The organism is Halorubrum sp. (genome assembly GCF_046498025.1).
GTDB lineage: Archaea > Halobacteriota > Halobacteria > Halobacteriales > Haloferacaceae > Halorubrum.
Genome location: NZ_JAWOBM010000025.1, coordinates 1 through 6,525 on the forward strand (window position 1 = coordinate 1; position 6,525 = coordinate 6,525).

The following is a 6,525-nucleotide window of genomic DNA, read 5'->3' on the forward strand; positions in this document are numbered from 1 at the left end:
TCGCGTGTGCTCGCCGGCAATCAGTGCGTGGGACCGGATTTGAACTCCCGTCACTTCGCTACGCTCGTGACGACTTTCGCAATCGCTGCGCGATTGCTCACCGGCGGACCCCTACGGGACAGCAGATTGACTGCGCTGTCGCTGTTGGATGGTAGCTCCGGTAGAAGTTTGCGTGGGTGCTGATCCCTGAAGGGAAGCACCGTGCATCTGTTGCCCTCACTTCCGCTCGGGCGAAGCGATGCGTGGGACCGGATTTGAACTACGCGAACGCAGACGCGTTCTCTCGTTCAAATCCGGCCGTTGGCACGATACCGGCTCGCGTGTGCTCGCCGGCAATCAGTGCGTGGGACCGGATTTGAACCGGCGGACCCCTACGGGACAGCGCCCTCAACGCTGCGCCGTTGGCCTGGCTTGGCTACCCACGCTCGCGGTGTTCTATCGCGTCTCCACGTACCCTTCCCCCAATTAAAAGCCCTTCCATTCGACAGTGCCGTGTCGGAGACTGACACCGGGCGACGGGGTCGGGCGCGCTGCGGTCGATTCGGCTGCGGCGATGGAGCCCGAGTCGAGCCGCCGAAACCGGCACGCGTTTGGGGGCGGCGTCCCTTCCGTCTCATATGTCCGAGTGGGCCCGCCAGAACGTCCCGCTTTTGACCGCACTCAGCTCCGTCGTCGCGCTCGCCCTCGTGTTCGGGGCCGTCGGCGGCGTGATCCCGAGCGCGCTCCTCCCGCGCGCGAGCGACGCCGTCTTCGCCGCGATCCCGCACTTCAACGCGGCCGTCTCGGCGACGGCCATCGGCACCATCCTGCTCGGGTGGCGCGCCATCTCGCGCGGGAACGTCCGCCGTCACCGCGCGTTCATGCTGACGTCGTTCGGGCTCTTCACGGCCTTCCTCGGCGCGTACCTCTACCGGCTGATCCACGTCGGCACCGCCGAGTTCCCGGGTCCAGAGACCCTCTACACCTACCTCTACCTCCCGTTCCTCGGAATTCACATCCTGCTCGCGATCCTCTGCGTCCCGTTCGTCTTCTACGCGCTCCTGCTCGCCGCGACTCGTCCGTTCGAAGAGTTGTACCACACGCGGCACTCGCAGGTCGGCTTCGTCGCCGCCGTCCTCTGGCTGATCTCCTTTAGTATGGGGATCGGCGTGTACGTCATGCTGTACCACGCGTTCTGAGGCGTCCGCGCCAGAACGGCGTCGACGAACGTTGAAGCCGTTCTCGCCCGTAGGGGCGACCGTGCTGTTTCCGACCCATCTCCTCGTCGCCGCCGGAATCGGGTGGCTGGCGGGCCACCCGCGCCTCCGGCGACGCCTCCGGGACGCGCCGGCGGTGTTGACCGGCCGGACGCGCTCGACCGGGCCGACGCTCTCGACGGGATGGCTTGTCGCCGGTGCCGCGCTCTCCGACGTCGTCGACAAGCCGCTAGGCGTGCTCGGCGTCTTCGACGTGTATCAGTCGGTCGGTCACTCGGCCCTGCTCGCTCCCGTCGCGATCGCGCTCGCCGCGAGCCACCGACACGGGCTCGCGGTCGCGATCGGGTGGGGGTCACACCTCGCGCTCGACGCGTTCCACGTCGTCGTGAACGGACGGGCGAGCGACGCGCTGTTCCTCGCGTGGCCGGTCGTCTCCCGGTCCGACCCGCTCGCGATCCCCCCGGGCGAGTTCGCGCTGTTCTACGTCGGCAGTCCGTCGTTTTACGTCGAGATACTGCTGTGGCTGGCGGCCCTCGTCGTCGTGGGACGGTCGCGGTTCGGCGTCGGTGCGGGTCGGGAGAGCGGTGGGTGACCCGCCGTCTTACTCCTCGTCGTTCGCCATTCGGTGTGCCGCGTAGAACAGCGGGACGAGCAGCGCGCCGGCGAACCCGAGCCCGAGCGCGAGCGCGCCGATGTCGCCCGCTGTGAGGGTGCGGCCGCCGTCGTCTCCGTCGCCGCCGTCACCGCCGTCGTCTCCCTCGCCGCCGTCACCGCCGTCGTCTCCGTCGCCGCCGTCACCGCCGTCGTCTCCATCCCCGCCGTCGTCGCCGTCGCCGCCGTCCGCGTCGGGATCGACGAGGTCGTCGTCGACGGAGCCGATCGCGACGGCGCCTTTCATCCCCACCGCCTCGTGGGGGACACAGAGGTAGTTGAACGTGTCTCCCTCCTCGGCGTCCTCGAAGGTGTAGTCGAACGTCTCCCCCTCCTCGTCCACCGGGTCGCCGCTGTCGAACGTCTCGTCCTCCGCGACGACGTTGTGTGCGCCCCCCTCGCCGGTCCACTCCCAGACGACCGTCGCACCGGCGTCGACGAGGATCGCGGCCGGCTCGAAGAGAAGCCCGTCGTCGCCCGCGCCGACCTCGACCGTGACCTCGTCCTCGCCGGTGTAGTCGACGGTACCGTCGTAGTTGTCCACGTCGTCGAGCCAGCCGTCGTACTGGGCGGCGGCGGTCCCGGAGCCGGCGGCGAGGCCGGTCGCGGCGGCGGCGCCCGCGGCGCCCGCCCGGAACAGCCCGCGGCGACTCATGGTCGCGTCGTCGGCGTCAAATGTCATACGCGTACCTCCCGGCGTGCGCGTATTTAAATTCCCGATTCTGACGTCGGACCCCGTCAGTCGTCAGCCGGCGTTGGATCGGGCGTGACGGCGTCGAGGTCGCGGTCGCTCTCCTCGCCCTCCACGTCGAAGGGGTACTTACCGGTGACGCAGCCGAGACAGAGGTCCGCGCGGCTCTCGCCGAGCGCCTCGGCGACGGCGTCGATAGAGAGGTACGAGAGGGAGTCGGCGCCGACCGTCTCCCGGATCTCCTCGGTGGAGGCGTCGGCAGCGATCAGCTCGTCCCGGGTCGCCATGTCGATCCCGAAGTAGCAGGGCGCGACGATCGCCGGCGCGCCGATCCGGAGGTGGACCTCCTCGGCGCCCGCCTCGCGGACCAGCTCGACCAGCTGGGTCGAGGTCGTCCCCCGGACGATGGAGTCGTCGATGATGGTGACCGACTTCCCCTCCACGGTCGATCGGATCGGGTTCAGTTTCAGCCGGACCGCGCGCTCGCGCTCGTCCTGCGTGGGCATAATGAACGTGCGCCCGACGTAGCGGTTCTTCATCAGCCCCTCGGCGAACTCGATACCGGCGTCGTCATCCGGACGGGGCTCGCCGTCGGCGGTCGTCTCGCCGGCCGCGTCGGCGTAGCCGGAGGCGAACGCCCGGCCGGAGTCGGGAACCGGCATCACCACGTCGGCCTCGACGCCCGATTCCTCCCAAAGCTTCTGTCCGAGCTTTCGTCGGACCTCGTACACGAGGTTGTCGTCGATGACGGAGTCGGGGCGCGCGAAGTAGACGTGTTCGAAGAAGCAGTGCGCGGTCGACTCGCGCTCGACGAGCTGGTACGTGTCGTACCCCGAGCCGTCGGGGTCGAGGACGACGAGCTCGCCCGGACGCACGTCCCGGATCAGCTCCCCGTCGAGGGTGTCGATGGCGGCCGACTCGCTGGCGAGCACGTAGCCGCCGTCGACCTTTCCCAGACACAGCGGGCGGTTCCCGAGCGGGTCGCGCACGCCGAGGACGGTGTCGTCGTGGGTGATCGCCAGCGAGTAGGAGCCGTGGATGCGGTTCATCGTGTGCTTGACGGCGCGCACGAGGTCCTCCTCTAAGAGGTTGCGCGCGAGGTCGTGGGCGATCACCTCGGTGTCGCCGTCGGAGGTGAACGCGTGGCCCGCGGCGGCGAGCTCCTCGCGCACCTCGTCGGCGTTCACGAGGTTGCCGTTGTGCGAGAGCCCGAGCGAGCCGGACTTGAAGGAGACCGAGAACGGCTGCGCGCAGCTCTTGTCGAGGCTGCCGGCGGTCGGGTACCGCACGTGACCGATGCCGGTCCCGCCCGACAGCGACGCCAGGTCCCCCTCGTCGAAGGCGTCGCCGACGAGCCCGCGCTCGACGTGGCTGTGTTGTTGGAACCCGTCGTGCGTGACGATCCCCGCGGACTCCTGCCCGCGGTGTTGGAGCGCGTACAGCGCGTAGTACAGCGGCCGCGCGGCCTCGCGCTCAGCGAGCGAGATGCCGACGACGCCGCACTTCTCTCGCGGCTCGTCGACGGTGTGGTCCCCACCGGCGTTCATGTACCCGACGGTGGGGCGTGAGGCGATAAAAATCCTCGTGTTCGTGGTGCTATCGGGTTTTCCGCTGGAGAATATATCCACGAACGCGGATCAACTGCGGCGAGGCAGCCGGTCGTCGCCGTGTGTTCACTCGACGTCGACGTGGCGATCGCTCTCCGTCGACGTGGCGATCACTCCCCGCCGATGCACTGGTCTAAGCGCTCGAAGTAGTCCTCCCGCGGCACCTGATAGGCGGCGCGGTAGTCCACGTCGCCGGCGGCGAAGCGCTCCGCGACCTCGACGGCCGCGGCCGCGCCGGCCTCCCGGTCGTCGTGGGTCTCGGAGACCGCCTCGATCTCGGGCTCCAAGAAGAGGACCACGTGCCACTCGTCGGTGGCGTACTGGCCCGATCCGGGACGGGCGGTGCGCGCGCCGTTCGTGAGGTAGATGGTCGGCAGACACGCGGCGGGCAGGTCGTCGCCGTCGAACACGTCGGGCCGGTAGACGAGGATGGCTCGACCGCTGGGCTCCTCGTTCCACACCTTCCAGCCGTCCGGCAGCGCCTCGAAGCTCATGCACGGAGTCGGTCGCGGAGGCTTGAAAGGGTCGCGCTCTCCCGAGGGAGCGCGGTGGCGGTCCGCGGGCCGGCTCAGTCGACGACGTCCGACCCGCCCGGCGGCAGGAACTCCTGAAGCTGGTCGGCGCTCGCCACCTTGCGGACGAACGACTGGTCCGCGAAGCGGCTCTTCAGCTCCCGGTACACCATCATCGCGGCGTCGTTCTGCGCGTATATCCCCGGCTCCAGCGTGACGCTCGTCGCCGCGCGGTCGGCGATCGCCGACGGCGGGCCGCCGATGGCCCGCGTCACCGGCTCGCACTGGACGCCGACGGCGACCCGGCAGGGCACGTCCTCGAAGTAGGTGCGGTCGCCGCGGATGACGAAGCTCCCCTTCTCGATGTACTCGCCGCTCTCGGGCGTCTTCGAGACCTGGTCCGGCTCGACCATGTACGCGTCGCCCGCGCCGCGACCGTCCTTCCAGTCCGAGGAGTACGAGACCGCGAACTGCGCGGCCTCCCGGAGCGTCTGCTCGGAGAAGTCGACCGGGTCCGCGGACTCGGAGGGACCGGCGGCCTTCAGCAGGGTCACGGGTCCGCCGTGCGCCTGCGTGTGGAAGAACCGGTCGTGTTTGCCCATGTACTTCTTGACGAGCTCCTCGTTCTGGTCGGCGTTGCGTCCGCCGATGACGAGGTACCCCGTCGCGGTGTGGAACCACCGGAAGCGCTCGTACCAGTCGTCGGGGCTCCGGATCGGGATCGAGGAGCGCGAGAGCCAGTCGACCTCGTACTCCTCGTCCTCGTCGTCCTCGCCGTCGGTTCCGTCGGTCCCGTCGTCGGCCGCCTGCTCGGCCTCCCACTCCGCCTTGCGCTCCTCGACCGCCTCCAGCTCTCGACGGGTCGACTCGATGGCCTCCATCGCGCCCGCCTTCTTCGCCTCGATCCGCTTCGCCTCCTGATAGAGCCGATCGGCGTTGACCTCGACGCCGGCGCTCGCGTCGAGTTCGACGCGGACCGAGTCGCCGTCCTCGTCGTCGAGCGCCACCGTCACGGTCCCCTCGCCGCCGTCGACGTCGACGACCGCCTCCGCGGCCGGGATGCCTCGCTCCGCGCCCGCCTCGAGGGTCTCGGCGATCTCGTCCCAAGGGACCTCCGCCTCGCGGGCGTCCCGGACCGTCGAGAGCACCTCGTCGACGAGGTCGTAGTTCGCGTAGAGGAGCTCCGCTCGCTCGCGCTCGGCCTCGGCCTGCTCCTCGAAGCCCTCGATCGCCCCGCGCTGCTGTTCGATGATCCGCTCCTGTCTGGCTATCTCGTCCTCGAAGTCGGGGCGGGAGGGGCTCGCGTCCGCGGGGGGCTCCCCCTCGTCGCTGTCCTCGCGCCCGAGCCGGTAGAAGTACTCGTCGACGGCGGCGTTAAATGAGTCGAACCCGACGCTCGGGAGCCCCTCGTGCTCCGAGAGCGGGAAGGGCGTGACGTCGACGACGCGGAGGTCGCGGTCGGCGTCGCCGCCGTTCCCGTCGCTCTCGCCGTCGAGCTCCTCCTCGTACACTCGGGGATCGATGTCGCCGGAGCGGAGCCGGTCGCCGATCCGCTCGAGCGCCTCGTGGAGCGCGCGGAGCTGGTCGTCGGTCGCCTCGTCGATCGGGGTCTCCTTCGGGACGCCGGCGCGGGTGCACACCTCCTCGGCGTAGAGCCCGCCCAAGTTGAGCTGGGTCGCCAGCGTCCGCACCACGTCGCTGTCGGAGTCGCGCATGTGCCGCTTGAACCCGCCGAGGCTCACGTCGAGGGGGTTGAGCCGCGACGCCGGGTACTCGTACTGCGCGCCGGGCGCGACCGTCCGGGACTTGAGCCTGACCGTCGACAGCGACCCGATGACCTCGCCGGTCTCATCGAGCGCGGCGACGTT

At 69.7% G+C, this 6,525-nt stretch carries 6 protein-coding genes and 1 tRNA gene; 2 read left to right on the top strand and 5 right to left on the bottom strand.

Translation table 11 applies throughout. The annotated features are described in order from the left end of the window. Nucleotides 1-340: 340 nt before the first annotated feature. A tRNA-Leu gene (locus tag R6U01_RS05985) sits at nucleotides 341-425 on the bottom strand. Between the two features lie 192 nt (nucleotides 426-617). Here R6U01_RS05985 and R6U01_RS05990 point away from each other — a divergent pair. Further along, nucleotides 618-1,178 carry a DUF420 domain-containing protein gene (locus R6U01_RS05990; protein WP_410285552.1) on the top strand — a complete coding sequence of 187 codons (561 nt, stop codon included), beginning with the start codon at nucleotides 618-620 and terminating at the stop codon, nucleotides 1,176-1,178. 61 nt (nucleotides 1,179-1,239) lie between these two features. Continuing rightward, nucleotides 1,240-1,788, top strand: coding sequence for a metal-dependent hydrolase (locus R6U01_RS05995; RefSeq protein ID WP_410285553.1), 549 nt, complete (start codon nucleotides 1,240-1,242; stop codon nucleotides 1,786-1,788). Nucleotides 1,789-1,797: 9 nt separating this feature from the next. Here the strand turns inward: R6U01_RS05995 and R6U01_RS06000 are convergent, their stop codons facing one another. The 4 genes from R6U01_RS06000 to rqcH all read right to left on the bottom strand — a co-directional run. Then, nucleotides 1,798-2,529 (bottom strand): halocyanin domain-containing protein, encoded by a 732-nt coding sequence (locus R6U01_RS06000; RefSeq protein WP_410285554.1) that lies wholly within the window; start codon nucleotides 2,527-2,529, stop codon nucleotides 1,798-1,800. A 56-nt stretch (nucleotides 2,530-2,585) separates the two neighbouring features. After that, nucleotides 2,586-4,085 (bottom strand): amidophosphoribosyltransferase, encoded by a 1,500-nt coding sequence (purF, locus tag R6U01_RS06005; RefSeq protein ID WP_410285555.1) that lies wholly within the window; start codon nucleotides 4,083-4,085, stop codon nucleotides 2,586-2,588. 170 nt (nucleotides 4,086-4,255) lie between these two features. Then, nucleotides 4,256-4,639, bottom strand: a complete 384-nt coding sequence (locus R6U01_RS06010) for a DUF5820 family protein (RefSeq protein WP_410285556.1) — start codon at nucleotides 4,637-4,639, stop codon at nucleotides 4,256-4,258. Nucleotides 4,640-4,713: 74 nt separating this feature from the next. Beyond that, a partial coding sequence (gene rqcH / locus R6U01_RS06015) for a ribosome rescue protein RqcH (protein WP_410285557.1) occupies nucleotides 4,714-6,525 on the bottom strand: 1,812 nt, incomplete at its 5' end.